This is a genomic window from Pseudomonas sp. FP1762, from assembly GCF_030687105.1.
GTDB classification, from domain to species: domain Bacteria; phylum Pseudomonadota; class Gammaproteobacteria; order Pseudomonadales; family Pseudomonadaceae; genus Aquipseudomonas; species Aquipseudomonas siliginis.
In genome coordinates this window covers 5804996-5831761 of sequence record NZ_CP117458.1, presented here as the reverse complement: position 1 = coordinate 5831761, position 26766 = coordinate 5804996, and the positions used below count along the sequence as shown (strand labels likewise).

Genomic DNA, 26766 nt, shown 5'->3' with positions numbered 1-26766 from the left:
GTTTTAACCAGTGCCCACTCGCGGTGCAGGGCTCTATAATGCTCGGCAGTTTTCCGTCCTCAGTACAGGTATCCCTATGAAACGTCCAAGTGGTCGCGCTGCCGATCAGCTCCGCTCGATCCGCATCACCCGCAACTACACCAAACACGCCGAGGGATCTGTACTGGTCGAATTCGGTGATACCAAAGTCATCTGCACCGTCAGCGTCGAAAATGGCGTGCCGCGCTTCCTCAAAGGCCAGGGCCAGGGCTGGTTGACTGCCGAGTACGGCATGCTGCCGCGCGCCACCGGTGAGCGTAACCAGCGTGAGGCCAGCCGTGGCAAGCAGGGCGGTCGTACTCTCGAAATCCAGCGTCTGATCGGCCGCTCCCTGCGCGCGGCGCTGGATATGTCCAAGCTTGGCGACGTGACCCTGTATGTCGATTGCGACGTGATCCAGGCCGATGGCGGTACTCGCACCGCGTCCATCACCGGCGCCATGGTTGCGCTGGTCGATGCCCTGAAAGTGATCAAGAAGCGCGGCGGCCTGAAAGGCGGTGACCCGCTCAAGCAGATGATCGGTGCAGTCTCGGTGGGCATGTACCAGGGCGAGCCGGTGCTGGATCTGGACTATCTTGAAGATTCCGCTGCTGAAACCGACCTGAACGTAGTGATGACCAGCACCGGCGGTTTCATCGAAGTGCAGGGCACTGCTGAAGGCGCGCCGTTCCAGCCTGAAGACTTGAACGCCATGCTGGAACTGGCGAAGAAAGGCATGAACGAGATCTTCGAACTGCAGAAGGCTGCACTGGCCGACTGAGGTTTTCGACCACAAGGAGGACATGATGAGTGACGAGCAAGAGTTGCTGCCCAAACCGAGCCAGGAGGTTCGCCAGTGGGCAATGTTCTGTCACCTGTCCGCCTTGCTGGGGATCTGGATTCCGTTCGGCAATCTGATCGGGCCGTTGATCCTATGGCAGATGAAGCGCGAGAAAGACCCTTTTATCGATGCACAGGGCAAAGAGGCGTTGAATTTTCAGATCACGGTGGCGATAGCCTCAATGATCTGCTTCCTGCTCATGCTGCTGATCATTGGTTTCTTCCTGTTTGGTTTGTTGGCGATCGCCGCACTGGTCCTGACGATCATTGCAGGGGTCAAAGCCAACGAAGGTTTCCCATACAGATATCCGTTCACCTGGCGATTGATCAAGTGAAAGTCTGTTGTAGCGCAATATGAAAATACCCCGACTTATCGGGGTATTTTTATTTGTGCAACTTAATAATTGGTTTTTGTTGTAGGACTAGTCTGTTAACGATGTGCGGTTTGGCATTTATTTGCTGATATTCCTCTATTACATCTTTGGTCACAACTGATCGGTCCAGTGCTTATTCCCGTTCTTGTTATTGGCGCGAGCTGATTGTTAAAGTTTCCCGATGTTATGTTTCGGTTGAAACATTCCGATATGTTCAAGCCATCGATGGCACTTGAATTCCCCAGTAATCAGTGTTGAGAAAATCAGCCGGTTCACCAGTAGAGCCCAGGTAAACGCTCGCCTCGTGAATACTTAGCCAAGAATAATCCACATGATTGAGCTCGATTTCTACGGCACGCTCGTGGCCGCTTCTTTAGTACTGCTGCTCGGACGCGGACTTGTTACGCGTGTCGGCTTTCTGCGAAGTTACAATATTCCTGAACCGGTAGCGGGTGGCCTGGTGGTTGCCGTGCTCCTGTTGATATTGCGCACGTTCGATATTGAAGTCCGCTTCGATACATCATTGCAAACACCCTTAATGTTGGCTTTCTTTGCCACCATTGGCTTGAGTGCCGACCTTGCCAGTCTGAAGAAGGGCGGCCGCATTGTCGGTATCTTCCTGCTGGCGGTCATTGGCTTGCTGGTGGTGCAAAATGCCATGGGCATCGGGTTGGCAACCCTGCTCGGGCTCGACCCTTTGATGGGCTTGCTGACGGGCTCTATCACGCTGGCCGGCGGCCACGGCACTGGCGCGGCATGGGGCGCGGTGTTCAGCGAGAAATATGGCCTGGCCTCGGCTTCGGAGCTGGCGCTGGCCTCAGCGACGTTCGGTCTGGTGCTGGGTGGTCTGATCGGTGGGCCCGTTGCCCGATTGCTGATCAAGCGCGTGCAAGTGCCGGGTTGCAATACGCAACAAGCGCCGCGACTGCCAAGAGGTTTTGAACAGCCGAACAAGGAACGCTCGATCACGCCGTTTTCTTTCGTCGAAACGCTGGCGCTGATTGCCGTCAGCCTGCTCGCTGGCAACCTTCTGAATGGCGTTCTGCATGGCACTGCGTTCGAACTGCCGACGTTTGTTTGCGTGCTGTTTGTAGGTGTGGTGTTGCGCAACAGTCTGTCAGCACTTGGCTTGTATCAGGTGTTCGAACGTGAAGTTTCCGTGCTCGGCAATGTCAGCCTCTCGCTGTTTCTGGCGATCGCGCTGATGTCGCTGAAGCTTTGGGATCTGGCGGCGTTGGCATTGCCGATCTTCATCATTCTGGCCGTGCAGGCGCTGGTCATGGCGCTGTTCGCGATTTTCGTAACGTTCCGGGTGATGGGCAGCAACTATGATGCCGCCGTGCTCGCTGCGGGACATTGCGGCTTTGGGCTGGGTGCCACGCCTACGGCCATTGCCAACATGCAAGCGGTGACGCAGCGCTATGGGCCTTCGCAGATCGCGTTTCTGGTGGTGCCGATGGTAGGAGCGTTCTTCATCGATATCGTTAACGTCATCGTGATCAAGCTGTACCTGGCCCTGCCATTTTTCGCTGCGGTCTAGGAAGCACAGTTCATAAAAAATGCCCGCATCTCACGATGCGGGCATTTTCTTTGGCTGCGATACGACGCTTAGATGGTCAGCGTCCAGTCGTAGTCGACGATCAACGGCGCGTGCTGCGAAAACCGTGGCTGACGCGGCAGGCGTGCACTGCGCACCGAGCGACGCAGGCCCGGGGTCAGGATCTGATAATCGAAACGCCAGCCCAGATTGAGCATCTCGGCCTGTTCGTTATCCGGCCACCAGCTGTACTGATCGCCTTCGCGGCTGACTTCGCGCAGCGCATCGACATAGCCCATGTTGCCGACAATCTCGTCCATCCAGGCGCGTTCCGGCGCCAGGAAGCCTGGAGATTGCTGGCTGTCGCGCCAGTTCTTGATGTCGAGTTTCTGCTGCGCAACGTACAGCGAGCCACAATAAATGTACTCGCGACGTTTGCGTCGCTGTTTGTCCAGGTACTTGCCGAAATCGTCCATGAGCTTGAACTTCTGGTTCAAGTCCTCATCGCCGTTCATCCCCGAAGGAAACAGCAAGGTGGCAATACTGACTTTGTCGAAATCTGCTTGCAGGTAGCGCCCGTAGCGGTCGGCCGTCTCGAAACCGAGACCGCTGATGACAGCCTTCGGTTGCAACCGCGAATACAAAGCCACGCCGCCTTGGGCAGGGACTTCAGCATCGCAGGCATAAAGGAAGTAGCCATCCAGTTGGAAGGCTGGGTCATCCAGTTCAAAGGCGGAGGCACGGGTGTCCTGCAGGCAGATGACGTCGGCATTCTGGGCTTGCAGCCAACTGAGCAAACCGCGCTCGACTGCCGCCTGAATACCATTGACGTTCACACTGATGATCCGCATAAATGGCCCCAAAAATCGCGTGCGTGTATGATACACGGCGTCAAGCTAATTAGCTAAATCCGTGGTATTTGGGGTTTTTTTCATGCAAGCGTATCAGCGCGATTTCATTCGTTTTGCCATCGATCGCGGCGTTTTGCGCTTCGGTGAGTTCACCCTGAAGTCCGGGCGCACCAGTCCCTACTTCTTCAACGCCGGCCTGTTCAACTCGGGTTCGGCCCTGGCGCAGCTGGGACGTTTCTACGCTGCGGCCATCACCGAGAGCGGCATCCCCTTCGACGTTCTGTTTGGCCCGGCTTATAAAGGTATTCCGCTGGCGGCCACGACCGCCGTTGCGCTGGCCGAGCATCACGATCGTGACCTGCCGTGGTGCTTCAACCGTAAGGAAGCCAAGGCCCACGGCGAGGGCGGCAGCCTGGTTGGCGCGCCGCTGACTGGCGAAGTCTTGATCATCGACGACGTGATCACCGCCGGCACCGCCATTCGTGAAGTGATGCAGATCATCGCTTCCCAAGACGGCGCCAAAGCCGCCGGTGTGCTGATCGCACTGAACCGTCAGGAGCGTGGCAACGGCGAATTGTCGGCCATCCAGGAAGTCGAGCGTGACTTCGGCATTCCGGTGATCAGCATCGTCTCGCTGAATCAGGTGCTGGAGTTCCTCGCCGACGATCCGCAGCTCAAGCAACACCTCCCAGCCGTGGAAGCGTACCGCGCCCAATTTGGCGTGTGATACGCACCTGTAGGAGCTGCCGAAGGCTGCGATCTTTTGATCTTGTTTTTCAGGATCAAGATCAAAAGATCGTCCGATCGCGGCCCGAGCCTTCGGCAGCTCCTACAGTGGTCTACGCAGTTTTTGCCATTTGATCAGCAGTCTCAGCGCCAGTCCCGCATTGACCAGCGCAAACACCAGCAGCGCTACAACCACCATCACGTACAACGTGCGATCCACATCGAAATCCCACAAATCCAGCGTGCTGCTGTCGATGATGCTAACCGCAGCCGGCAAGTTGACGTAAAACAGCGCCACAAACGCGCACGTCAATGGCAATGCTCGCCAGTAGAAAGCTGCCATCACCTTGTCTCGACTGCGCTTGCGGGCCTGCGAACCTTTTTGAAATTCATCTTCAGCCAGCGCTTCATTGAGCGCCGGCCACGCCAGATTGAACATGAACGTGGTCAGGGTCAGCAGCAAGCCACTGACCGCGACGATGTCACTGAACGGCATTCAGACCCAGCGTTGCACACAGCAATGCGTGGGAATCTTCGCTGATCTCGAATTGCCCGGCGCTGCCCTTGCGTTTGGTGATGGGTTTGAAGGTCGGCTCGTTCTGGGTGATGAGCATGTTCAATTCATCGCGGATCACGTCCGAGCTGATCACCACCAGAAACACGTTTTGCGCATGCTCGGCGGACTGGATTACGGCGCGCATGCTGTGCTGCAGGATGTCGTCGAGCTGATTGCGAAAACGCGAAACGGTGTTCTTCAGCAGGGTTTTGCTTTGGCTCTGGGTCAGTTGAAAGATCGTCGAGATCTGCGATTCGGTCGGCAGGGTTTGCCCAAAGTAACTCTGAATCAGATACAGCAGGCGATCCTGTTTGGCTTCGTCCGCCCGGCTGGGCATGCCGCCCTCAACCAGCATTTTCAGGTATTCGGTCAGGCTGGCTTTGGCGATGCGCTCCAGCGCATGGGCGATTTCAGCGTCGCCGATGCGCAAGGTCTTTTTTACCGGTTCCTTTTGTTCCTGCTCGAAAGCATCGGCGTCGATCGTGAACGAGATCTGCATGAGTCGCCGCTCCGGTTATTTGTCGCTGGCGGCTGGGTAGGGATCCTGGGGCGCATCTCCTTGGCCGGTGAGCACTTTCCAGCCCTTGAGTGGGTGAGAGGCTTCGGTGAAGTCAGGGCAGGGCGGCATCGAAGTCTGCGAAGGGGCTGAATACTCTCGGCCGCAGTCCACGCAGGCGTAAGTGCCAGCCGAAATGTCACTGCCGTAAGGAACGCTGTTTTTTTGCATGGGAAGATCTCCGTTGGATGAGGGGAAGATCCTATGGAGATTTGTTCTGGAGGGATGTCGGACGTTTCGCTGTGTCGCGTCAGGCTTTTCCTGCGCGCACAAAAAAGATCGCAGCCTTCGTCAGCTCCTACAGAAATTTCGCATCAACGAAATTTGCAGGCGCTGCCGCAGATTGCGATCTCCGGTGTATCAGCGATCAAGGACGCTTGCGATTGCTGATCAGCGTACCCACGCCAGTATCAGTGAAGATTTCCAGCAGAATCGCGTTCGGCACACGACCGTCGATGATCAACGAACTACCTACGCCACCCTGAACCGCTTCCAGTGCGCAGCGGATCTTCGGCAGCATGCCGCCGTAGATCGTGCCATCGGCGATCAGGTCGTCGACCTGCTGCGTGCTCAGGCCGGTCAGCACGGTGCCCGACTTGTCCATCAGGCCGGCAATGTTGGTCAGCAGCATCAGCTTTTCAGCTTTCAGTGCTTCGGCAACCTTGCCCGCCACCAGGTCGGCGTTGATGTTGTACGACTCGCCGTTCTCACCGACGCCAATCGGCGCGATGACCGGGATGAAGTTGCCTTTGACCAGCAGATTCAACAGCTCGGTATTGATGCCGACGACTTCGCCGACATGGCCGATGTCGATGATTTCCGGCTGGGTCATCTCCGGGGTCTGGCGGGAGACGGTGAGCTTCTTCGCCCGGATCAGCCCGGCATCCTTACCGGTCAGGCCGATGGCGCTGCCGCCATGGCGGTTGATCAGGTTGACGATACTCTTGTTGACCTGACCGCCAAGGACCATTTCCACCACGTCCATGGTCGCCGCGTCGGTAACGCGCATGCCGTCGACGAAGTGGCTTTCGATCGACAGGCGCTTGAGCAGATCACCGATCTGCGGGCCGCCACCGTGCACGACCACCGGGTTGATGCCCACGGCTTTCATCAGCACGATGTCGCGGGCGAAGCCGGTTTTCAGCTCCTCGCTTTCCATCGCGTTGCCGCCGTATTTGATCACCAGGGTCTTGCCGACATAGCGTCGGATGTAAGGCAGCGCTTCGGACAGGACCTTGGCAGTGTTGGCGGCGGCTTCGCGTTCGAGGGTCATTCAGGGCTCCGGGTGGATCAGAACGGTAGTTGGAGATCAGGTGCAACGCGTTTCAGTTGGGCGTGGAACACATCCTTGATGCGCTGCAATTCAGCCTCGTCATCGGCCTCGAAGCGCAGCACCAGCACCGGTGTGGTGTTGGACGCGCGCACCAGGCCCCAGCCTTTGGCGTAATCGACACGCACGCCGTCGATGGTGGTCAGGTCGGCGCCTTCGCCCCACTGAGCATCGTGCAGTGCATCAATGATGCTGAATTTGCTCTCTTCGGTCACATGGATATTGATTTCCGGCGTGGAAATATCGTTCGGAAAGGTCGCAAACAGCTCTTCAGCAGTGGATTTTTCCTTGCTGAGGATCTCCAGCAGACGTGCGGCGCTGTAAATGCCGTCGTCGAAACCGAACCAGCGCTCCTTGAAGAAGATGTGCCCGCTCATTTCGCCGGCCAACAGCGCGCCGGATTGTTTCATTTTCTTTTTGATCAACGAGTGACCGGTCTTCCACATTAGCGGCCGACCACCGTATTCCTTGATCAATGGCACCAGGCGACGGGTGCATTTGACGTCGAAGATGATTTCCGCGTCCGGGTTGCGCGCCACTACGTCGCGAGCGAACAGCATCAGTAGGCGATCCGGGTAGACGATGCTGCCGGTATTGGTCACCACGCCAACGCGGTCGCCGTCACCGTCGAAGGCCAGGCCGATATCGGCGTTGGTCTCTTTGACTTTGGCAATCAGGTCTACGAGGTTTTCCGGTTTGCCCGGATCCGGGTGATGGTTCGGGAAGTTGCCGTCGACTTCGCAGAACAGCGGGATGACTTCGCAGTTCAGCGCTTCGATCAGTTGCGGGGCGATCACGCCGGCCGCGCCGTTGCCGCAGTCGACCACGACTTTCAGGCGGCGGGCCAGTTTGATGTCCTGGACGATTTCGGTGTTGTAGCGGTCGAGGATTTCGACCTGAGTGACGCTGCCCTGGCCAGTGCTCAGGTCGTTGTTCTTGATGCGTTCGTGCAGCACCTGAATCTGCTCGTTGGCGAGGGTGTCGCCGGCGATGACGATTTTGAAGCCGTTGTAGTTCGACGGATTGTGGCTACCGGTGAGCATCACCCCGGACTTGCCGGCCAGCACGTTGGCGGCGTAGTACAGTGCCGGCGTTGGCACCAGGCCGACATCGCTGACGTGGCAACCGCTCTCGGCGATGCCGCGAATGAGTTCCGCGACCAGCTCCGGGCCGGACAGGCGACCGTCACGACCGACCGACACGTTCGGTTCGCCCTGAGCCAGGCTCTGCGAGCCGATGGCGCGACCGATCCAGTAGGCGGTTTCACCGTTGAGGTATTCTGGCACGGTGCCACGAATGTCGTAGGCGCGGAAAATGCTGTCAGGCAGCTTCGGGGCGATCTTGGCGGGGGTGCTCATCTGTGGACATGCTCCATCTCGAAAAGGGCGGGACAGACCGGCGAAAGATTCGACGGCAGGCTCAAACTGAAGGGTATGACGGCGTTTTCCACAGAGAGTTCGTGCTATGAAAGGGCCATGACGCCCCGGCTGGCGTGGCTTTCGGCCGGCAAAACCTTGATTTACGGTGTTAAAACCTGCTGCCGATGTAGCGCATTTTTTGTGGCGAGGGGATATATCCCCTCACCACAATAATTTCTATCCGGTTATTTGGTGCCGGTATGGCCAAAACCACCGGTACCGCGCTCGGTCTCGACAAACTCTTCAACCATTTCGAAATGCGCCTGCACCACCGGCACCAGCACCAATTGCGCCAGGCGTTCGCCCACGGTCATGGTGAAGTCGCTCTGGCCGCGGTTCCAGCAGGAGACCATCAGCGGGCCTTGGTAATCGGAGTCGATCAGGCCGACCAGATTGCCCAGCACGATGCCATGTTTGTGGCCCATGCCCGAGCGCGGCAGGATCAGCGCGGCGAGATTCGGGTCGCCGATGTACACCGACAGGCCGGTGGGAATCAGCACGGTTTCACCCGGTTTGATCACGATGTCCTGTTCCAGCATGGCGCGCAGGTCGAGGCCGGCGGAGCCCGGAGTGGCGTATTGCGGCAGCGGGAATTCGCTACCGATGCGTGGATCGAGGATCTTGGCTTGCAAAGCGTGCATGTAAATTAAACCTGGTTCAGACGTTCGGCGATAAAAGTGACCAGTTGGCGAGCGATCTTGCTCTTGCTGGTCTGGGCGAAAACCGTGGCGTGCAGCTCACGGTCGATGACGCTGCAGGCGTTTTCTTCGCTGTTGAAACCGATGCTCGGGTTGGCGACGTCGTTGGCGACGATCAGATCGAGATTCTTGTCCTTCAGCTTGCGTGCAGCGTAGTCGAGCAGGTGTTCGGTTTCGGCGGCGAAGCCGACACTGAACGGACGGTCGGGACGGGTCGCGATAGTGGCAAGGATGTCCGGGTTGCGCACCATTTGCAGGACGAAGCCGTCACCGCTCGTAGGATCTTTCTTGAGTTTATGCGGGGCGACGACTTCAGGGCGGTAGTCCGCCACCGCTGCCGACGAGATGAACACGTCGCAAGGCATGGCCGATTCGCAGGCGGCGAGCATGTCGCGGGCGCTGACGACATCGATCCGCGTCACGCGATCAGGCGTCGGCAAGTGCACCGGGCCGCTGATCAAAGTGACACGGGCGCCGGCTTCCACGGCTGCTTCGGCGAGGGCAAAACCCATTTTGCCGGAGCTGTGGTTGGTGATGTAGCGCACCGGATCGATGTTTTCCTGAGTCGGGCCGGCGGTGATCACCACATGCTTGCCGGTCAGGGCCTGGCGCTGGAAGCAATCGGCGGCGAGCAGGGCCAGATCGGTGGCCTCCATCATGCGGCCCATGCCGACGTCGCCGCAGGCCTGGCTGCCCGAGGCCGGGCCGAAAGTCTTCAGGCCACGGCTTTCCAGCAGTTGCAGGTTGGCCTGGGTCGCCGGGTCGCGCCACATCGCCTGATTCATCGCTGGTGCGACGGCAACCACGGCATCAGTGGCCAGCACCAGCGTGGTCAGCAGATCGTTGGCGATGCCTTGGGCCAGACGGGCGATCAGGTCGGCGGTGGCCGGGGCGATCAGTACCAGATCGGCCCATTTCGCCAGCTCGATATGACCCATGGCGGCTTCGGCGGCAGGGTCGAGCAAGTCGAGGTGAACCGGGTGGCCCGACAGGGCCTGCATGGTCAGCGGGGTAATGAATTCGGCGCCGCCATGGGTCATGACCACACGCACTTCGGCACCCTGGTCGATCAGGCGGCGAACCAGATCGGCGCTCTTGTAGGCCGCAATGCCGCCGCCGACGCCCAGAACGATGCGTTTCCGATACAGCCGCTGCATAGGTCTGCCTTTCATTTCGTTGATGACGGCGGCGCGATACCCCTCCCCAGGGTTGAATCGACCGCCAAAAAGATGGGCTACGATATCACAGCGACCGCTACGGAACAGCGGCGCCCACAGACAAGGAGGTGCTATGAGTATTCGCGATTGGCCGGCGGCGGAACGGCCGCGGGAAAGGCTGTTGGAACACGGCGCAGGGAGTCTTTCGGACGCTGAGTTGTTGGCGATTTTTCTGCGGACCGGATTGCCCGGAAAAAGCGCTGTGGACCTCGCCAGACATCTGCTGACGCAATTCGGTGGCCTGCGTTTGCTGCTCGAGGCCGATCAGGACGCATTCAGCAAACAACTGGGCCTCGGCCCGGCCAAGTTCGCGCAGTTGCAAGCCGCGCAGGAAATGAGCAAGCGCCATCTGGCCGAGCGTTCACGACAGAAACCGGCACTGGAAAACCCTCAGGTCGTCCGCGATTACCTCAAGGCGATGCTGCGGCATGAGCCGCACGAGGTGTTCGGCTGCCTGTTTCTCGATTCAAAGCATCAGGTGCTTAATTTCGAGGCACTGTTTCGCGGCTCGATCGACAACACCAGCGTGCACCCCCGGGAGGTGGTGAAGCGCGCGCTGGCCAATAACGCGGCGGCGGTGATTCTGTGTCACAACCATCCGTCCGGCAACACCGATCCGAGTCAGGCAGATCGGCTGCTGACCAAGCGCCTGCAGAAAACCCTGGAACTGATTGACGTGCGAGTGCTCGATCACTTCATCGTCGGCGACGGCGAGCCGCTGTCGATGGCGGAGTGTGGTTGGATGTAGTTCTCGGCGCCGATTCTGGACCTTGTGGGAGCGAGCCTGCTCGCGAAGGCGTTTTATCAGTCAGCATCATTGTTTGCTGAAAGACCGCTTTCGCGAGCGGGCTCGCTCCCACAGATTGTTTCCATCCACCGGTGTGTCAGGCAGGTTATTTGAGGCTGATCTTGGAATAATCCTGCCGGCCAAACGGGCTGACGGAATAACCCTGAACATCCTTGCGCGTCAAAGCGTAGGCCGTCGGGTGCGCCAGTGGCAGCCACAATGCCTGCTGCTGGATCTGCGCTTGTGCCTGCTCATACAGCTTGGTGCGCACGCCTTGCTCGCTAGTGGTCTTGCCGGCGCTGATCAGCTTGTCCAGATCGGCGTTGCAGTAGCGGGCGAAGTTGGTCCCGGACTTCACTGCTGCGCAGGAAAACTGCGGGGTGAGGAAGTTGTCCGGGTCGCCGTTGTCACCGGCCCAGCCCATGAACAGCAGATCATGTTCGCCGGCCTTGGCGCGACGAATCAGCTCGCCCCATTCGATCACACGAATTTCTGCCTGGATGCCGATCTCGGCCAGATCCGACTGCAGCATCTGCGCGCCGAGGCTTGGGTTCGGGTTGAGCAGGCTGCCCGATGGCCGCGTCCAGATCGTGGTCTGGAAGCCGTCCTTCAAGCCGGCCTTGGCCAGCAGCGCCTTGGCTTTGGCCACGTCGTGCGGATAGCCCGGCAGGTTCTTGGCATAGCTCCAGGTGTTCGGCGGGTACGGGCCGTTGGCCGCTTCGGCCGTGTCTTCGAACACGGCTTTGATGTAGTTGGCCTTGTCGAAGGCGAGGTTGATCGCCTGGCGCACTTCCGGCTTGTCCAGCGGCGGATGCTGGCTGTTAATGCCCACGAAAGCGGTCATGAACGCGTCAGTCTTTTCGACTTTCAGCGTCGGCTCCTTCAGCGCAGCCTGTACGTCCAGTGGTTTTGGCGACAGGGCGATCTGGCATTCATTGCGCCGCAGCTTTTGCAGACGCACGTTGGCGTCCGGCGTGATGGCGAAGATCAACGGGTCGACGGCAGGCTTGCCATGGAAATAATCCGGGTTGGCCTTGTAGCGAATCGCCGCGTCTTTCTGGAAGCGATTGAACACGAACGGACCGGTGCCGATCGGCTGGCTGTTGAGTTTGTCGGTGGCGCCGGCCTTCATCAGTTTGTCGGCGTATTCGGCGGAATAGATCGAGGCGAAACCCATGCTCAGGGTCGCGAGGAAGGTCGAATCCGGATGATCAAGCGTGAAGCGCACGGTGAGCGGGTCAAGGGCGTCGATCTTTTTGATCAGGGTTGGCAACTGCATCGACTGCGCATGCGGGAAGCCGCTCTGCGCGACTTTGTGCCACGGGTTGGCCGGGTCGAGCATGCGGTCGAAGCTGAATTTGACGTCTTCGGCACTCAGCTCGCGGCTCGGCTTGAAGTAATCGGTTGTGTGAAATTTCACCTGCGGGTGCAGTTTGAACACATAGGTGAGGCCGTCGGTGCTGACTTCCCAGCTGTCGGCAAGGCTCGGAATGACCTTGCCGCTGGCGGTGTCGAAATCCACCAGGCGGTTCATCAATACGTCAGCCGAAGCATTGGTGGTGGTCAGTGAGTTGTACTGCACCACGTCGAACCCTTCAGGGCTGGCCTCGGTGCACACGCTCAACGCGGCGGCCTGGGCAAGGGGGCTCAGCAGGAGCGGGGCGAGCAACAGGGGTAGGGCAGCGAGGCGCATGGTCGGTTTCCTTTACAGATCGAAGGCCCATCTGCAAGTGCAGTCTGGAAAAGTCCTACCCTAGAGCTCTGAATTGCAAATGACTATCCCCTTTTTGCATTTTCAGGCGCACTCTTGCGCGGTTTCTAGCGTGGGCCGCCCGATGAAAAGTCTGAATCGCCTGTAGGACGGGATTTCTGCGACGAGTGGTCAAAACTGGCCGCAGCCTTTGTCCAAGGCGTCTGCGGCGGAAAAAATCGCCCTTTTGCCGATTGATTGCACACCGATTGTTGTTGCACCCCGGTCTTTCTGGTATAAAGCAGCGCTCTTTTCTAGGGGCCCGGTTCCTTCACTGTAGGTGTAGCCGGTAAGACCTCTAAAGAAACGCGGCGCCTGGCGCCAAATGACTGAGAGATTAAGCGGCCAACCCATGCCGGGTTGGGCATGTGGTTTTAGAGGGCTGAGGCATGTCGAGAGTATGTCAAGTTACCGGTAAGGGTCCGGTGACTGGGAATAACATTTCCCACGCAAACAACAAAACCCGTCGTCGTTTCCTGCCGAACCTGCAGCATCACCGCTTCTGGGTTGAAGAAGAGAAACGTTTTGTGCGTCTGCGCGTATCTGCCAAAGGCATGCGTATCATCGACAAGCGTGGCATCACTGTCGTGCTCGCCGAACTTCGCCGCGATGGCAAGATTTAAGGGAGCTAATCATGCGTGAATTGATTCGTTTGATCTCGAGCGCCGGTACTGGTCACTTCTACACTACCGACAAGAACAAGCGTACTACCCCGGACAAAATCGAGATCAAGAAATATGATCCGGTTGTTCGCAAGCACGTGATGTACAAGGAAGGCAAAATCAAGTAATTGATTTTTCCTGACTGCGAAAAAGGCCCGTATCGTGAGATACGGGCCTTTTTTTTGCCTTGGATTCTGCGGTGACCGGTTAGGCCTTATCGCTGGCAAGCCAGCTCCCACATTGATTGCCGGTCTTCACAGAACCTGTGTCATGCACAAAACCTGTGGGAGCTGGCTTGCCAGCGATGAGGGCCGATCAGCCAGCAAACATCTCAAGCCTTCTGTTCAAAGATCACATAAACCTTGCGGCAAGCCTCCAGCACTTCCCAGGTGCCGCGAAAACCCGCCGGGATCACGAAGCGATCGCCAACGCGCAAGGTCTTGGCATTGCCATCGCTGTCACGCAATACCGAAACCCCCTGCAGAATCTCGCAGTACTCATTCTCGGTGTAATTCACCGTCCACTGGCCCACCGCGCCTTCCCACACACCAACACCCATTTGCCCACAAGGGCTGTCGTATTGATGAAACACCGCCTGCTCAGGATCGCCCTTGAGCACTTTCGCCGGGTCCGGGCGATAACGCTCGGCTTCGCTGCTGGCGAGGCTGATGTCGACGACGTTCTGGATGTTCATTGTTGTTTTCTCCGTTAATGACGGCGCGTTGGCTGGAATGAGCCAAAGTCTATGTTTATTAAAATGAACACCGCAAGGCCGTATGGCCAGCTTATGTCAAATATATTGAAACAAACCCGGTCGCTGGTTTAGGGTGGCGGGTGCCTCGGGCCGAAAGTGCAGGCTGGCCGGGCAGAATTCTTGAACAGCGCCGCAGCGCTTGCGGTGCTCGTATTCAATAAGAGGAGGACACCCGAATGACCACCCTGACTCGTGCCGACTGGGAACAACGCGCCCGCGATCTGAAAATCGAAGGCCGCGCCTTCCTGAATGGCGAATACACCGACGCCGTTTCCGGCGAAACCTTCGAATGCATCAGCCCGGTCGATGGCCGCTTGCTCGGCAAGATCGCCAGCTGCGACGCCGCCGATGCTGACCGTGCTGTAGAAAACGCCCGCGCCACCTTCAACTCCGGCGTCTGGTCGCGCCTGGCGCCGACCAAACGCAAAGCCACCATGATCTGCTTCGCCAGCCTGCTGAAACAGCACGCCGAAGAACTCGCGCTGCTGGAAACCCTCGACATGGGCAAGCCGATCAGCGATTCGCTGTACATCGACGTGCCGGGTGCGGCGCAGGCGCTGAGCTGGAGCGGTGAAGCGATCGACAAGATCTACGACGAAGTCGCCGCGACCCCACATGATCAACTGGGCCTGGTGACTCGCGAGCCGGTGGGCGTGGTCGGCGCTATCGTGCCGTGGAACTTCCCGCTGATGATGGCTTGCTGGAAACTCGGCCCGGCGCTGTCGACCGGCAACTCGGTGATCCTCAAGCCGTCGGAAAAATCGCCGCTGACCGCCATCCGTATCGCTGCGCTGGCCATTGAAGCCGGGATTCCGAAAGGCGTGCTCAATGTGCTGCCGGGCTATGGCCACACCGTCGGCAAGGCGCTGGGTCTGCATAATGATGTCGACACGCTGGTCTTCACCGGCTCGACCAAGATCGCCAAGCAACTGATGGTCTACGCCGGCGAATCGAACATGAAGCGCGTCTGGCTGGAGGCCGGCGGCAAGAGCCCGAACATCGTCTTCGCCGATGCGCCGGATCTGCAGGCCGCCGCTGAATCCGCCGCCAGCGCCATCGCCTTCAACCAGGGCGAAGTCTGCACCGCCGGTTCGCGTCTGCTGGTCGAGCGCTCGATCAAGGACAAATTCCTGCCGATGGTGATCGAGGCGCTGAAAACCTGGAAGCCGGGCAATCCGCTGGACCCGGCGACCAACGTCGGTGCGCTGGTCGATACCCAGCAGATGAACACCGTGCTGTCGTACATCGAATCCGGCCATAGCGATGGCGCCAAACTGGTCGCCGGCGGCAAGCGCATCCTCCAGGAGACCGGTGGCACTTACGTCGAGCCAACCATTTTCGATGGTGTGAGCAATGCGATGAAGATTGCTCAGGAAGAGATTTTCGGCCCAGTGTTGTCGGTGATCGCTTTCGACAGCGCCGAAGAAGCCATCCAGATTGCCAACGACACGCCATACGGTCTGGCCGCAGCGGTGTGGACCCAGGACATCTCCAAGGCGCACCTGACCGCCAAGGCTTTGCGCGCCGGTAGCGTGTGGGTCAACCAGTACGATGGCGGCGACATGACCGCGCCGTTCGGTGGCTTCAAGCAGTCGGGCAACGGTCGCGACAAATCGCTGCACGCCTTCGACAAGTACACCGAGCTGAAGGCGACGTGGATCAAGCTGTAAGACGTTAGCGAGCCCGGTCACTCCGGGCTTCCTGACCAAACAGAGATCCGCTGTGGGAGCGAGCCTCTGTGGTGAGGGGATTTATCCCCGTTCGGCTGCGAAGTAGTCGCTAAACCATTGCACGCGGTGTACCTGGTACATCGTGGTTGCAGGTTTTGGGGCCGCTGCGCGACCCAACGGGGATAAATCCCCTCGCCACAGGGGCTCGCTCCCACAGTGATTTTGTGGTGCATATAAAAATATCCACAGGAGCGTGGAACATGCGGTGGGCGACGTATTTCGCCGTGTTGGCGTCTGTCTTGAGTGTCGGTCTGGCCCTGGGGGTCAGCATGCCGCTGGTGTCGTTGCGTCTGGAGGGCTGGGGCTACGGCTCGTTCGCCATCGGTGTGATGGCAGCCATGCCGGCGATCGGCGTATTGCTGGGGGCGAAGGTTTCCAGCCATCTCGCTGCGTATTTCGGCACGGCGAACCTGATGCGCCTGTGCCTGTGGGCCGGGGCATTGTCGATCGGCCTGCTGGCGCTGCTGCCGAGTTATCCGATCTGGTTGCTGCTGCGGTTGCTGATCGGTGTGATCCTGACCATCGTGTTCATTCTTGGCGAGAGCTGGATCAATCAACTGGTGGTCGAGCAGTGGCGCGGGCGTCTGGTGGCGCTGTATGGCAGCAGCTATGCGCTGAGCCAGCTGTCCGGTCCGTTGCTGCTGGGTGCGCTGGGTACCGAGCATGATTACGGTTTCTGGGTCGGGGCCGGTCTGCTGACGCTCTCGCCTTTCCTGCTGCTGGGGCGCAGCGGCGCGCCGAGCAGCGAGGCCAACAGCGTCACGTTTGGCGATCTGTGGGGCTTTGCCCGTGAGCTGCCGGCGATTGCCTGGGCGGTGTCATTGTTCGCCGCGTTCGAAGCGATGATCCTGACGTTGCTGCCGGTGTACTGCCTGCAACAGGGGTTCACCGCCGAAATCGCGCTGGCCATGGTCAGCACCGTGGTGGTCGGCGATGCGCTGCTGCAATTGCCGATTGGCGCCCTGGCCGATTACCTGTCGCGGCGCACGCTGTTTGCCGGGTGCGCGGTAGTGTTAATGCTGTCGAGTCTGGCCATTCCAATGCTGCTCGACACGCTGCTGATCTGGCCGCTTTGGGTGCTGTTCGGCGCCAGTGCTGGCGGCTTGTTTACCCTGTCGCTGATTCTGATTGGCGAGCGTTATCGTGACGATGCGCTGGTGCGCGCCAATGCGCATATTGCCCAGTTGTGGGGTGTCGGTTGTCTGGTCGGGCCGTTGGCGGCGGGGGCGGGGAGTCAGTGGATCAACGGGCATGCGTTGCCACTGTTGATGGCGGCTGGGGCTTTCGGGTTGGTTATCCTGTTGTTGCGCCAGGGCGCCTTCGGCAAAATCCAGACTGCTTGAGATAAAAAGATCGCAGCCTTCGGCAGCTCCTACAGGGCAAACGCATTTCCAACTGTAGGAGCTGCCGAAGGCTGCGATCTTTGCTTTTTACAGCATCCGCTCCAGGCCGACGCTGGTGCTGAACCATGAGTTGAAGCGCCGCCACCAGCTCCCCGGTTCCTTGGTCAGGGTATGCATCTGGCCGTTGTCCTCGGTGACCCAGACGACCTTGCCGTCCTCGAGTTTCGCCTGATAACTCAAGGTTGGCGCCATGCCTTGCAGTGCCAGTGCGCGCACATGCTCGGCCAGTTCCGGGCTGTCCACCAGGACGCCGACCTCGGTGTTCCACAGCACCGAGCGCGGGTCGAAATTGAACGAGCCGATAAACGATTTGCGTCGATCAAAGATCATCGCCTTGCTGTGCAGGCTGGAATCCGAGCCGCGAAACGACTTGCTGTAGAACACGCGTGGCCCGCTGCCGTAGTTATCCCCAGGCTGGCGGCGCAACTCATAGAGTTTCACTCCGTGTTCAAGCAACGCCTTGCGATAGGGCGCGTAACCGCCATGCACCGCCGGTACGTCGGTAGCCTCCAGCGAATTGGTCAGCAGACTTACGGAGACCCCGGCATCGGCGCGCCCTGTCAGGTAGACCAGCCCCGGCTGGCCGGGCACAAAGTAGGCGGAAATCATGATCAGCTCTTTGCTGACGCCGGTCAGTTCCGGCGCCAGTTGTGTGGTCAGCAGCAGATGCGGATCCGGTTCGCCCTTGGACAGGACCTTGCTCGGCGCATCCCACAAGGCCTGGTTCCAGGCCCAGATCAGCTCTCTGCGCCAGATGTCCATGCGCGGGTCGGTGGTGAACTTCATCAACTGCTGATACAGCGCGTGGTTCTGCTTGCGGGTTTCTTCCAGCGACTCTTCCAGGCGCGTGCGCGTGTTTTGCAGGTCGACGGCGGTCGGTTGGCTGGAGAGAAATTCGTCGATCGGCTTGCTCAGCGCACTGTTCCAGTACTGGTCGAAACTGTGTCCGAGCTGCTCGGCCACCGGGCCGATGCTGAGCATGTCGATGTCGGTGAAATTCAGGTTGGCTTCGGCATCGAAATATTCATCGCCCAGATTGCGCCCGCCGACGATGGCCGCGCTGTTGTCCGCCAGCCACAACTTGTTGTGCATGCGCCGGTGCTGCACGGACAGATTGAACAGTCGCCCGGCCGCGCGTGTTACGCCGGTACTGCGCCCGAGATGCAACGGATTGAACAAACGAATCTGGATCTGCGGATGTGCCGCAAGGGTGGCGATGATCTGGTCGAGGCCGTCGCTGGTGGTGTCGTCGAGCAGGATGCGCACGCGCACGCCACGGTCGGCCGCCTTCAACACTTCCTCCACCAGCATCCGCGTGCTGATGCCGTCGTGGACGATGTAGTACTGCAAATCGAGGCTGACCTGGGCATGGCGAATCAGCTCGGCGCGTGCGGTAAAGGCCTCGCCACTGTCCGAGAGCAGGCGAAACCCCGATTGCCCTTTGTAGGGTGCGGCCTGAGCCTGAATCGAACGGCCGAAGCTGGAGTCCGACGCCGGCAGGGCCTGGCTTGGTTCGCGCGGCACATCAAGGCTGGCGCAGCCGCTGAGGAACGAGGCGAGTATCAGTAAAGCGAGTAGGGGCTGTCTGAAGCTCACGTAGGGTCGTTCCGGTTGGCGGCTGAGGTCGGCAATTTGGACGCCGGGCGCGCAAAAAAGGTCAGTCGGTCTCAGCGAGTAATTTGATTGCCGCAGCACCGACCTTGCGCACCGCTTCTTCGATTTGCGCTGTTGGTTTGGCAGCGTAGTTCATCCGCAAACAATTGCGGTACTTGCCCGAGGCGGAAAAGATGCTGCCAACGGCAATCTGTACGCCCTGATCGTGCAGCGCGCGATTCAGTTTCAGCGTGTCGAAACCTTCCGGCAGTTCCACCCAGAGCATGAAGCTGCCTTGCGGGCGGCTGGCGCGGGTGCCGGCCGGGAAATAGCGCGTCACCCAGTCGATCATCGCGTCACGATTGCGTTGGTACTGCATGCGCATACGCCGCAAGTGCGGCTCGAAATGGCCGGCCTTGATGAATTCGGCGATAGCGATCTGCGGTTGTGGTGCGGTGGAGCCGGTGCTGATGTATTTCATGTGCAGCACTCGCTCCAGATATCGGCCCGGCGCCACCCAGCCGATGCGCAGCCCCGGCGCCAGGGTCTTGGAGAACGAGCTGCAGAGCAACACGCGGCCGTCTTCGTCGAAGGATTTGATCGTACGCGGGCGCGGGTAGGTATAGGCCAGCTCGCCATACACATCATCTTCGATGATCGCCACGTCGAAACGCTGGGCGAGCGTCAACAACGCGCGTTTGCGCGACTCGGGCATGACGTAGCCGAGCGGGTTGTTGCAGTTTGGGGTGAGCTGAATGGCCTTGATCGGCCACTGTTCCAGCGCCAGTTCCAGGGCGTCGAGGCTGATCCCGGTGAGCGGGTCGGTGGGGATTTCCAGGGCTTTCATGCCCAGGCCTTTGAGGGTCTGCATGGCGCCGTGAAAACTCGGCGAGTCCACCGCGACGATGTCGCCCGGCTCGCAGATCGCATGGATGCTGGTGGAGAGCGCTTCGTGGCAGCCAGTGGTGATCACCAGATCGCTGGCGCTCAACTGACAGCCGGAATCGAGCATCAGCCGTGCGATCTGTTCGCGCAGTTCGAGGTTGCCGTGGATGTTGTCGTAATACAGACCAGGCATGTCCTGCCGGCGGCTGATTCGCGCCAGCCCGCGCAGCAGCGGCTTCATGGTAGGTGAGCCAACATCGGGCATGCCACGTCCCAATTGCACGACGTCCTTGCGCGGTACGGCGCGGATCAATTCCAGCACCTGATCCCATTGCGAAATCTCTACCGGCCGTTGCGCGGGGCGGCCTACTGCGGGCAGCTCCGGCAACTCGCGTCCGACGGGGACAAAATAGCCGGACTTGGGTTTTGGCGTGGCCAGACCGCTGTCTTCTAGCACGCGATACGCCTGCTGCACCGTGCTCAGACTGACTCCGTGTTCGACGCTCAAGGCACGCACCGACGGCAAGCGGTCGCCGGGACGATAGAAGCCTTGTTCGATGCGGGTGCCGAGCAATTCGGCGAGGTTTACATACAGAGTCATGGTGGCCTTGGTGCGTCTTGGTGAAAACCAGTACAGATGCGGCAAAAATCAATCATTCAGTCTGCGAATCGGCAAATCTGTATGGATTTAATACTGGTTCTTTGAGTCTGTAATGGTTTTGCTCGCCCGCGCATCATGGAATCTCTGGCTACCCAAGTAAACAGGAGCAACGAAAATGAACGGCTTGAGCGATGTGCGGCTGACGTTACACAGTCAGGAACTGGCGGCAGGGCAAAAGGACAACGCGCGCAATCTGCTGCGTAACGCGCCGTCCGGCCTCAGTCGCTGGGATCTGTTCTGGCATCGTCTGCACACGCGCAAGGCATTGCTCGGCCTGACACCGGAGCAGCTCAAGGATGTCGGGTTGACGCGGGAGCAGGCAAGGGAGGAGGGGTTGAAGCCGTTCTGGCGGATATGAATACCGCAGAGCGTTCCCATGCTCTGCGTGGGAACGATCCTGATTCGTCAGACCAACTCTTTCAGCCGATGCCACAACATCCCCAACGCCAACAACGGCGAGCGCAAGTGCTTACCGCCGGGGAAGGTGATGTGCGGCACCTTGGCGAACAGATCAAAGCCGCCGCCATGCTGCCCGCTGATCGCCTCGGCCAGCAGCTTGCCGGCCAGGTGTGTGGCATTCACCCCATGCCCTGAATAGGCCTGGGCGTAATACACGTTCGGCTGGTCGGCGAGCCGGCCAATCTGCGGCAAGCGGTTGGCACCGATGCCGATCATCCCGCCCCACTGATAATCGATTTTCACCCCGGCCAGTTGCGGGAACACTTCAAGCATCTTCGGTTGCATATAGGCGCCGATGTCTTTCGGATCGCGTCCCGAGTAATGACATGCGCCGCCAAACAACAAGCGTCGATCCGCCGAGAGCCGGTAGTAATCCAGCGCCACCCGCTGATCGCAGACCGCCATGTTCTGCGGCAGCAGGTTGTGCGCCTGCTCTGCGCTCAACGGTTCGGTGGCGATGATGTAGCTGCCGGCGGGCAGGACCTTGCCGCTCAGTTGCGGGTTGAGGTCATGGAGATAGGCATTGCAGCCCAGCACCAGAGTCTTCGCCCGCACCGAGCCTAGCGCGGTGTGCACCTTCACTTCGGGGCCGTAATCGATGCGCGTCACTGCCGATTGCTCGAACAATTGCACGCCCAGTTGCTGCGCCGCTGCCGCTTCGCCCAGCGCCAGATTCAGCGGGTGCAGATGCCCGGAACCCATGTCGATCAAACCGCCGACATAGCGCTTGGAACCGACCACGGTGTGCATTTCACTGGCCTGCAACAGACGGGTTTCGTAGCGATAACCCAGGCTGCGGAGTTCTTCGGCATCTTCGGCAAAACCGTCGAGATCGGAAGGCTTGTTGGCGAGGTCGCAGTAGCCCCAGGTCAGGTCGCAGGCAATGCCGAAACGCTCAACGCGCCGACGGACAATCTCCACCGCTTCCAGGCCCATGAGTTTCATCTCGCGCACGCCCTCGGCACCGATGACATTGGCGAACTGGTCAAGGCCGTGACCGACACCGCGAATCAACTGCCCGCCGTTGCGACCGCTGGCGCCCCAGCCGATCCGGTGCGCTTCCAGCAACACTACGCTGAAACCGCGTTCGGCCAGTTCCAGCGCCGTGTTCAACCCGGAAAAGCCACCGCCGACCACGCAGACATCCGCCACCACCTCGCCTTGCAGCACGGGATGGTCAGGCTGCGGCAGGCTGCTGGCGGCGTAATAAGAGGCAACGTGGGGTTGGCTCGCGGTGGTCGGGGCGCGGGCGGTCATGGGCATCATCCAACGGCTGAGTGTCGAGAAAATTTGACGGAGCATAAGCCGCGCGCCCGAACGTGGGCAACATCGGTCGGCCTGCGGTGTCTGGATCCGGACTTTTGCGGCACAATCATCAGCCCGCCACTTTGGTCACCGTTTCGATGAGCTGCAACAGTCAGAAAATCCGCACCCTGCGTCAGCAGATCCCCACGTTCGACTGCGTGCCGGGCTGCCACGACTGCTGCGGCCCGGTGACCACGTCGCCCGAGGAAATGGCCCGGCTGCCGCGCAAATCCCGGGCCGAGCAGGATGCCGCGCTGGAAGAACTCAACTGTGTGCACCTGGGGCCGAATGGCTGCACGGTGTATGAAGAGCGGCCGCTGATCTGTCGATTGTTTGGTACGACCAAGACCCTGCCGTGCCCGAACGAGCGGCGGCCGGTGGAGTTGATACATCCACGGGTCGAGAAGCAGATTTTCGAGTACATGGCGGCGAATCGGCAGGTGTTGGTTTAAGTGATCGTTCCCACGCTCTGCGTGGGAACGCCTCTTCGGACGCTCCGCGTTCGGCCTTTGGGACGCAGAGCGTCCCGGGCTGCATTCCCACGCAGAGCGTGGGAACGATCATTGCGGTGATCAGTCCGGAATCGGCAGGCAAAGGCTCTCTTTCACCTCTTCCATGACGATATAGCTCTTCGATTCACGCACATGCGGCAGCTTCAACAGAATGTCGCCGAGCAGTTTGCGGTACGAGGCCATCTCGGAAATCCGCGCTTTCACCAGATAGTCGAAATCCCCTGACACCAAATGGCACTCCAGCACATGCGGCAGCTTCAGCACCGCGCGTCTGAATTCTTCGAATGTGTCGCCGGATTTGTAGTCGAGGCTGATCTCGACAAACACCAGCAAGCTACCCTTCAAGTGCTGCGGATTGAGCCGGGCGTTGTAGCCCATGATGATCCCCTCGCGCTCCAGGCGCCGCACGCGCTCGGTGCAGGGCGTGGTCGAGAGACCGACCTTTTCCCCGAGTTCGGTAAAGGAAATCCGCCCGTCCGCCTGGAGGATGCGCAGGATGTTGCGGTCGATCTTGTCCAGCTCACGTTTGGTCTGAGTGTTGGTACGCATAGGGGATGCGCCTCCGTGAAAAGGGTTTTTGTCGAGAATTGTCGCCAAATATAGGCGCTTATATAGTGAAAAGCACTGGCATTTCTTTTTTACACTGCGCCCATCATTGCTCTAACAAACAGTTCGGCGAAAAGCCGCGATGAGGGATTGAAAATGCGCGTCATGGTCTTGGGTAGCGGCGTCATCGGTACCGCCAGTGCTTACTATCTGGCCCGTGCCGGGTTTGAAGTGGTGGTGGTCGACCGGCAGCCTGCTGCGGCCATGGAGACCAGTTTCGCCAACGCCGGCCAGGTCTCGCCGGGTTACGCCTCGCCGTGGGCTGCGCCGGGCGTACCGCTCAAAGCGATCAAGTGGCTGCTGCAACGCCACGCGCCGCTGGCGATCAAAGCCACTGCCGACATCGACCAATACCTGTGGATGGCGCAAATGCTGCGCAACTGCACCGCCAGCCGTTACGCGGTGAACAAGGAGCGCATGGTGCGTCTGTCCGAGTACAGCCGCGACTGCCTCGATGAATTGCGCGCCGAAACCGGTATCGCCTACGAAGGCCGCAGCCTCGGCACCACGCAGTTGTTCCGTACTCAGGCGCAACTGGATAACGCCGCCAAAGACATCGCCGTGCTGAAAGAATCCGGCGTGCCCTTTGAAGTCCTCGACCGCGCCGGCATCGCCCGCGTCGAACCGGCTCTGGCAGGCGTGACTGACATTCTCGCTGGCGCGCTGCGTCTGCCCAATGACCAGACCGGCGACTGCCAGATGTTCACCACGCGCCTCGCCGAAATGGCGCGCAAGCTCGGCGTGGAATTCCGTTTTGGCCAGGACATCCAGAAACTCGACTACGCCGGTGATCGAATCAACGGCGTGTGGATTGACGGCAAGCTGGAAACCGCTGACCGCTACGTGCTGGCGCTCGGCAGCTACTCGCCGCAACTGCTCAAGCCGTTGGGCATCAAGGCCCCGGTGTATCCGCTCAAGGGCTACTCGCTGACCGTGCCGATCACCAACCCGGACATGGCGCCAACGTCGACCATTCTCGACGAGACCTACAAGGTCGCGATCACCCGTTTCGACAACCGCATCCGCGTCGGCGGCATGGCCGAGATCGCCGGTTTTGACCTGTCGCTGAACCCGCGTCGGCGCGAAACCCTGGAGATGATCGTCAACGACCTTTATCCTCAGGGCGGCAATCTGGCCGAGGCGAGTTTCTGGACCGGCCTGCGCCCGACCACGCCGGACGGTACGCCGATCGTTGGCGCCACGCCGTTCAAGAATCTGTTCCTCAACACCGGTCACGGCACGCTCGGCTGGACCATGGCCTGCGGTTCCGGCCGTTTGCTCGCCGACCTGATGGCGAAGAAAAAGCCGCAGATCAGCGCCGAAGGCCTCGATATTTCCCGTTACGGCAACCAGACCCAGGAGTCCGCAAAACATGTCAATCCAGCGCCAGCTCACCAATGAGCGCATGAGTCAGATCGTCAGCCACAATGGCACCGTGTATCTGGCCGGGCAGGTCGGCGACGACTTTGACGCCGGAATTGAACAGCAGACCCGCGAGGTGCTCGCCAATATCGAGCGCCTGCTCGATCTGGCCGGGACGGACAAGCAGCATCTGTTGTCGGCGACGATCTACCTGAACGACATTGAAGCGCACTTCGCCGGGATGAACGCGGTGTGGGACCAGTGGCTGCCAAAAGGCGCCGCACCGGCCCGTGCCACCGTCGAAGCGAAGATGGCCAAGCCAAGCATTCTGGTGGAGATATCCATCGTCGCCGCGCTGCCATAACGTTTTACAGATCCCTCTCCCGGTGCTGTTGGCGGTTCACGTCGTCAGTCAGCGCCGGTTTTTCTTCCCATGACCGCCCAGAAGTCTGCCGCCATGCGTCCTGCCCGTGCCCTGATCGACCTCCAAGCCCTGCGCCACAACTACCGAATTGCCCGCGAAGTCACCGGCGCCAAGGCGCTCGCCGTGATCAAGGCGGACGCCTACGGCCATGGCGCGGTACGTTGCGCCCAAGCGCTGGAAGCCGAAGCGGATGGTTTTGCCGTGGCCTGCATCGAAGAAGCATTGGAGCTGCGTGCTGCCGGAATTCGCGCGCCGGTACTGCTGCTGGAAGGCTTCTTCGAAGCCGATGAGCTGGCGTTGATCGTCGAGCATGATTTCTGGTGCGTGGTGCATTCGCTGTGGCAGCTCGAAGCGATCGAACAGGCAGTCCTGAGCAAACCGATCACGGTGTGGCTCAAGCTCGATTCCGGCATGCATCGCGTCGGCCTGCATCCGAAAGATTATCCAGCGGCCTATCAGCGTCTGCTGGCCAGCGGCAAGGTGGCGAAAATCGTGCTTATGAGCCACTTCGCCCGCGCCGATGAACTGCATGCGCAAAGCAGCGCCGAGCAGGTCGCGGTGTTCGAAGCGGCGCGTCAGGGTCTGGCGGCGGAAGTCAGCCTGCGCAACTCGCCAGCCGTGCTCGGTTGGCCAGAAATCCAAAGCGACTGGGTACGCCCGGGCATCATGCTCTACGGCGCGACCCCCTTCGAAGAAGTCAACGCCGTGGCCGAACGCCTGCAACCGGTGATGACCCTCGAATCGAAAGTCATCAGCGTGCGTGAATTGCCGGCCGGCGAACCGATCGGTTATGGCGCCAGATTCATCACCGACAAGCCGATGCGCATCGGCGTGGTCGCCATGGGTTACGCCGACGGTTACCCGCGTCAGGCGCCGACCGGCACGCCGGTGCTGGTGGCCGGCAAACTCAGCCGCCTGCTGGGGCGTGTGTCGATGGACATGCTCTGCATCGACCTGACCGACATACCGGAAGCGGGCCTCGGTTCCAACGTCGAACTGTGGGGCAAAAACATCCTCGCCAGCGATGTGGCGAAGTGGGCCGATACCATCCCGTATCAGATCTTCTGCAACCTGAAACGTGTGCCAAGGCTCTATTCCGAGGGTTGACGCCGCTGCGGGGGCCAAGTGTTGTAAATACTGAACGCTGTCGCCATGATAACGCTCAATATTCTTACAACATCAGGAGGCTCCCGCCTTGGACGTCGGTGAACGACTGCAATCGATCCGCAAGCTCAAAGGGCTTTCCCAGCGTGAACTCGCCAAACGCGCGGGCGTCACCAACAGCACCATTTCGATGATCGAAAAGAACAGCGTCAGCCCATCGATCAGTTCGCTGAGAAAGGTGCTCGGCGGCATTCCCATGTCGATGGTCGAGTTCTTTTCCGAAGAGATCCTGCAGGACCAGCCGACCCAGATCGTCTACAAGGCCAATGAGCTGATCGACATCTCCGACGGCGCCGTGACCATGAAACTGGTCGGCCGCGCCCACCCGAGCCGCGCCATCGCCTTCCTCAACGAAATCTATCCGCCGGGCGCCGACACTGGCGAAGAAATGCTCACCCACGAGGGCGAGGAAACCGGAATTCTGGTCGAAGGCCGCCTCGAACTGGTGGTGGGTCTGGAAACTTTTATCCTCGAAGCCGGCGACAGCTACTATTTTGAAAGTACCAAGCCGCATCGTTTCCGTAACCCGTTCGACGTGCCGGCGCGACTAATCAGCGCAGCCACGCCGGCGAATTTCTAAGCAGAAGG

The 26766-nt window shown here is 59.7% G+C and carries 28 protein-coding genes and 1 pseudogene; 15 read left to right on the top strand and 14 right to left on the bottom strand.

Translation table 11 applies throughout. From position 1 onward, the window contains the following. Positions 1–76 precede the first annotated feature (76 nt). From rph to gltS, 3 genes are all read left to right on the top strand, one after another. Positions 77–799, top strand: coding sequence for a ribonuclease PH (gene rph, locus PSH90_RS26230; RefSeq protein ID WP_027610407.1), 723 nt, complete (start codon positions 77–79; stop codon positions 797–799). 25 nt (positions 800–824) lie between these two features. Further along, the gene (locus tag PSH90_RS26225; protein ID WP_016772541.1) at positions 825–1193 is read left to right on the top strand and encodes a DUF4870 domain-containing protein; all 369 of its coding nucleotides are present in this window, start codon (positions 825–827) and stop codon (positions 1191–1193) included. A gap of 370 nt (positions 1194–1563) precedes the next feature. Next, positions 1564–2772, top strand: coding sequence for a sodium/glutamate symporter (gene gltS, locus PSH90_RS26220; RefSeq protein WP_041476631.1), 1209 nt, complete (start codon positions 1564–1566; stop codon positions 2770–2772). A 68-nt stretch (positions 2773–2840) separates the two neighbouring features. Here the strand turns inward: gltS and PSH90_RS26215 are convergent, their stop codons facing one another. Further along, positions 2841–3620: an exodeoxyribonuclease III gene (locus tag PSH90_RS26215; protein ID WP_016772543.1), complete on the bottom strand. Its 780-nt coding sequence runs from the start codon at positions 3618–3620 to the stop codon at positions 2841–2843. Between the two features lie 82 nt (positions 3621–3702). Between PSH90_RS26215 and pyrE the strand changes: the two genes are divergently transcribed. After that, a complete protein-coding gene (gene pyrE, locus PSH90_RS26210; RefSeq protein WP_056791572.1) occupies positions 3703–4347 on the top strand; it encodes an orotate phosphoribosyltransferase in 645 nt (214 codons plus the stop codon). Between the two features lie 102 nt (positions 4348–4449). Here the strand turns inward: pyrE and PSH90_RS26205 are convergent, their stop codons facing one another. The 7 genes and pseudogenes from PSH90_RS26205 to coaBC all read right to left on the bottom strand — a co-directional run bounded on the left by PSH90_RS26205 (position 4450) and on the right by coaBC (position 10061). After that, positions 4450–4842 carry a hypothetical protein gene (locus PSH90_RS26205; protein WP_305381777.1) on the bottom strand — a complete coding sequence of 131 codons (393 nt, stop codon included), beginning with the start codon at positions 4840–4842 and terminating at the stop codon, positions 4450–4452. Next, the gene (locus PSH90_RS26200; protein WP_016772546.1) at positions 4829–5401 is read right to left on the bottom strand and encodes a hypothetical protein; all 573 of its coding nucleotides are present in this window, start codon (positions 5399–5401) and stop codon (positions 4829–4831) included. Before PSH90_RS26200 ends, PSH90_RS26205 begins: the two co-directional genes overlap by 14 nt. Before the next feature lie 15 nt (positions 5402–5416). Next, a complete protein-coding gene (locus tag PSH90_RS26195; protein WP_056791581.1) occupies positions 5417–5629 on the bottom strand; it encodes a hypothetical protein in 213 nt (70 codons plus the stop codon). Positions 5630–5825: 196 nt separating this feature from the next. After that, entirely contained in the window at positions 5826–6731 is a 906-nt protein-coding gene (gene argB, locus PSH90_RS26190; RefSeq protein ID WP_016772548.1) for an acetylglutamate kinase, read from the bottom strand. A gap of 17 nt (positions 6732–6748) precedes the next feature. Next, positions 6749–8152 (bottom strand): annotated as a pseudogene (locus PSH90_RS26185) (phosphomannomutase/phosphoglucomutase); the annotation flags it as partial. A gap of 239 nt (positions 8153–8391) precedes the next feature. After that, on the bottom strand, positions 8392–8847 hold the full coding sequence (gene dut, locus PSH90_RS26180) for a dUTP diphosphatase (protein WP_041476635.1): 456 nt from the start codon (positions 8845–8847) through the stop codon (positions 8392–8394). A gap of 5 nt (positions 8848–8852) precedes the next feature. Then, positions 8853–10061, bottom strand: a complete 1209-nt coding sequence (gene coaBC / locus PSH90_RS26175; RefSeq protein ID WP_016772551.1) for a bifunctional phosphopantothenoylcysteine decarboxylase/phosphopantothenate--cysteine ligase CoaBC — start codon at positions 10059–10061, stop codon at positions 8853–8855. 133 nt (positions 10062–10194) lie between these two features. On the opposite strand from coaBC, the gene radC reads away from it, so the two are divergent. Continuing rightward, complete coding sequence (gene radC, locus PSH90_RS26170; protein ID WP_095181239.1) at positions 10195–10869, top strand: DNA repair protein RadC; 675 nt, start codon at positions 10195–10197, stop codon at positions 10867–10869. Between the two features lie 145 nt (positions 10870–11014). Here the strand turns inward: radC and PSH90_RS26165 are convergent, their stop codons facing one another. Beyond that, the gene (locus PSH90_RS26165) at positions 11015–12601 is read right to left on the bottom strand and encodes an ABC transporter substrate-binding protein (protein ID WP_133335679.1); all 1587 of its coding nucleotides are present in this window, start codon (positions 12599–12601) and stop codon (positions 11015–11017) included. Positions 12602–13047: 446 nt separating this feature from the next. Between PSH90_RS26165 and rpmB the strand changes: the two genes are divergently transcribed. Beyond that, positions 13048–13281: a 50S ribosomal protein L28 gene (rpmB, locus tag PSH90_RS26160; protein WP_007920377.1), complete on the top strand. Its 234-nt coding sequence runs from the start codon at positions 13048–13050 to the stop codon at positions 13279–13281. 11 nt (positions 13282–13292) lie between these two features. Continuing rightward, positions 13293–13448 (top strand): 50S ribosomal protein L33, encoded by a 156-nt coding sequence (rpmG, locus tag PSH90_RS26155; RefSeq protein WP_016772554.1) that lies wholly within the window; start codon positions 13293–13295, stop codon positions 13446–13448. Positions 13449–13651: 203 nt separating this feature from the next. Here rpmG and PSH90_RS26150 read toward each other — a convergent pair whose 3' ends face one another. Continuing rightward, complete coding sequence (locus tag PSH90_RS26150; RefSeq protein WP_150742913.1) at positions 13652–14014, bottom strand: cupin domain-containing protein; 363 nt, start codon at positions 14012–14014, stop codon at positions 13652–13654. 236 nt (positions 14015–14250) lie between these two features. Here PSH90_RS26150 and PSH90_RS26145 point away from each other — a divergent pair, with 236 nt between their 5' ends. Together PSH90_RS26145 and PSH90_RS26140 are read left to right on the top strand one after the other, a co-directional pair. Beyond that, on the top strand, positions 14251–15744 hold the full coding sequence (locus PSH90_RS26145) for an aldehyde dehydrogenase (RefSeq protein ID WP_305381775.1): 1494 nt from the start codon (positions 14251–14253) through the stop codon (positions 15742–15744). A 260-nt stretch (positions 15745–16004) separates the two neighbouring features. Beyond that, positions 16005–17147 (top strand): MFS transporter, encoded by a 1143-nt coding sequence (locus PSH90_RS26140; protein ID WP_041476639.1) that lies wholly within the window; start codon positions 16005–16007, stop codon positions 17145–17147. 87 nt (positions 17148–17234) lie between these two features. On the opposite strand, the gene PSH90_RS26135 is transcribed toward PSH90_RS26140, so the two are convergent. Then, positions 17235–18803, bottom strand: coding sequence for a phospholipase D family protein (locus PSH90_RS26135; RefSeq protein ID WP_252879093.1), 1569 nt, complete (start codon positions 18801–18803; stop codon positions 17235–17237). 61 nt (positions 18804–18864) lie between these two features. Beyond that, entirely contained in the window at positions 18865–20286 is a 1422-nt protein-coding gene (locus PSH90_RS26130; protein ID WP_041476641.1) for a PLP-dependent aminotransferase family protein, read from the bottom strand. Positions 20287–20461: 175 nt separating this feature from the next. Here PSH90_RS26130 and PSH90_RS26125 point away from each other — a divergent pair, with 175 nt between their 5' ends. Further along, positions 20462–20704, top strand: a complete 243-nt coding sequence (locus tag PSH90_RS26125; RefSeq protein ID WP_041476642.1) for a DUF1127 domain-containing protein — start codon at positions 20462–20464, stop codon at positions 20702–20704. 47 nt (positions 20705–20751) lie between these two features. Here PSH90_RS26125 and PSH90_RS26120 read toward each other — a convergent pair whose 3' ends face one another. Beyond that, entirely contained in the window at positions 20752–22062 is a 1311-nt protein-coding gene (locus tag PSH90_RS26120) for an FAD-binding oxidoreductase (protein WP_236167768.1), read from the bottom strand. A gap of 146 nt (positions 22063–22208) precedes the next feature. On the opposite strand from PSH90_RS26120, the gene PSH90_RS26115 reads away from it, so the two are divergent. After that, positions 22209–22562 carry a YkgJ family cysteine cluster protein gene (locus tag PSH90_RS26115; RefSeq protein WP_041476668.1) on the top strand — a complete coding sequence of 118 codons (354 nt, stop codon included), beginning with the start codon at positions 22209–22211 and terminating at the stop codon, positions 22560–22562. A 120-nt stretch (positions 22563–22682) separates the two neighbouring features. On the opposite strand, the gene PSH90_RS26110 is transcribed toward PSH90_RS26115, so the two are convergent. Beyond that, positions 22683–23171 (bottom strand): Lrp/AsnC ligand binding domain-containing protein, encoded by a 489-nt coding sequence (locus tag PSH90_RS26110; protein ID WP_010465173.1) that lies wholly within the window; start codon positions 23169–23171, stop codon positions 22683–22685. 153 nt (positions 23172–23324) lie between these two features. On the opposite strand from PSH90_RS26110, the gene dadA reads away from it, so the two are divergent. The 4 genes from dadA (at position 23325) to PSH90_RS26090 (ending at position 26758) form a co-directional block, all read left to right on the top strand. Beyond that, on the top strand, positions 23325–24629 hold the full coding sequence (dadA, locus tag PSH90_RS26105) for a D-amino acid dehydrogenase (RefSeq protein ID WP_122506211.1): 1305 nt from the start codon (positions 23325–23327) through the stop codon (positions 24627–24629). Beyond that, the gene (locus PSH90_RS26100; protein WP_041476645.1) at positions 24601–24954 is read left to right on the top strand and encodes a RidA family protein; all 354 of its coding nucleotides are present in this window, start codon (positions 24601–24603) and stop codon (positions 24952–24954) included. Before dadA ends, PSH90_RS26100 begins: the two co-directional genes overlap by 29 nt. Positions 24955–25047: 93 nt before the next feature. Continuing rightward, complete coding sequence (gene alr / locus PSH90_RS26095) at positions 25048–26121, top strand: alanine racemase (RefSeq protein WP_252877104.1); 1074 nt, start codon at positions 25048–25050, stop codon at positions 26119–26121. An 88-nt stretch (positions 26122–26209) separates the two neighbouring features. Next, entirely contained in the window at positions 26210–26758 is a 549-nt protein-coding gene (locus PSH90_RS26090; protein WP_016772566.1) for a cupin domain-containing protein, read from the top strand. Positions 26759–26766 lie beyond the last annotated feature (8 nt).